Origin of the sequence: Ruegeria sp. PrR005 (assembly GCF_010500245.1) — a bacterium.
GTDB classification, from domain to species: domain Bacteria; phylum Pseudomonadota; class Alphaproteobacteria; order Rhodobacterales; family Rhodobacteraceae; genus Ruegeria_B; species Ruegeria_B marisflavi.
Map to the genome: position 1 here is coordinate 1 of NZ_JAAGOX010000050.1, position 1,108 is coordinate 1,108.

1 protein-coding gene is annotated in these 1,108 nt (G+C 63.8%); it reads right to left on the reverse strand.

Translation table 11 applies throughout. The annotated features are described in order from the left end of the window. Nucleotides 1-55: 55 nt before the first annotated feature. Nucleotides 56-1,108: IS21 family transposase (gene istA, locus G0P99_RS18810; RefSeq protein WP_164132027.1), on the reverse strand; the 1,053-nt coding region annotated here is incomplete at its 5' end.

Below are 1,108 nucleotides of genomic sequence, written 5' to 3' on the forward strand. Positions count from 1 at the left end.
CATGCCGTGCATCTTCAGGCTGCGCAGCATGATGACAATGGCGCCGCTGGCAGGATCATGACGCATGGCGGCCTCCTTCGGCCTGGCTGCGCAGGCCATCATAGCGTTCGACATTGGCCTTGGGTTCGCGATGCAGGACCAGCGCCTGCGGCGTATCAAGCGGCGGCCCGCCGATCACCTTGCCGTCGACCAGCCGGTGTAGCAGGTTCAGGACATGGGTCTTGGTCGGCACGCCCTCGGCCAGTGCCAGTTCCACCGCGGCGAGCACGGCCTGTTCATCGTGCTGCAGCACCAGGGCCAGTATATCTGCCATCTCGCGGTCCCCACCCGGCTTGCGCAGCATGTGATCCTGCAACTGTCTGAAGGCGGACGGCAATTCCAGGAAGGGAGCGCCATTCCTGAGGGCTCCGGGCTTGCGTTGGACGACCGCCAGATAATGCCGCCAGTCGTAGACTGTCCTCGGCGGCAGATGATGGCCGCGCTGGATGACGCGGACATGTTCACAAAGGATGCTGCCCTCGGCGGCCACCACCAACCGATCCGGATAAACCCGCAAGCTGACCGGGCGATTGGCGAATGACGCCGGAACGCTGTAACGATTGCGCTCGAAGCTGATCAGGCAGGTGGGCGAGACGCGCTTGCTCAACTCGATGAAGCCGTCAAAGGCGACCGGCAGTGGCATCAGGGCCGCGCGCTCTTCGGCCCAGACATCGGCGATCATGCCGGGCAGCGCGCCATGTGCCGTCGCGCGCCACAGTTCCAGGCAATGCTGCTCCAACCAGGCATTCAGCGCGGCGAGGTCAGGGAAGTCCGGCATGCCTTGCAACAGCTGGTGACGGGCATCGCGAACGTTCTTCTCGACCTGGCCCTTCTCCCAGCCAGCCGCCGGATTGCAGAACTCGGGCTCGTAGACATAGTGGTTCGTCATGGCCAGAAAGCGGATGTTGACCTGCCGCTCCTTGCCCCGCCCAACGCGATCCACAGCAGTGCGCATGTTGTCGTAGATGCCCCGTTCCGGCACACCACCAAAGACCCGGAACCCGTGCCAATGCGCGTCGAACAGCATCTCATGGGTCTGTAATGGATAGGCGCGCAGCAAGAAGGCCCG